The following is a 258-nucleotide window of genomic DNA, read 5'->3' on the forward strand; positions in this document are numbered from 1 at the left end:
TCGAGAGTGCTCCGTGTTCGTCCTGCATCGTGTAGCTGAGCGTGACGTGTTCGACCGCGCCTTGCGCCAGGTGGTCGAAGTCAGCCCCCGGATTGAACAGCAGCTGGTTGCCCGCGACGCTGACCGTGCCTTGGCCGATCGGCGCGCTGGCTGAGTTCAGCGTGAACAGGTGCCCGTCATCGACATCAGTGTCGTTGGCCAGCACATCGAGGGTCAGGGTCTGGTTTTCCGTGCCGGCGGCCACATCGGCCACCGCCA

General features: G+C 64.7%; 1 protein-coding gene. It reads right to left on the minus strand.

Annotated elements, in window-relative coordinates; translation table 11 throughout:
* On the minus strand, positions 1–258 hold a 258-nt coding region (locus ACZYSM_RS29600), incomplete at both ends, for an Ig-like domain-containing protein (RefSeq protein WP_489077244.1).

The sequence above is a fragment of the Pseudomonas sp. F220 genome, from assembly GCF_057813935.1.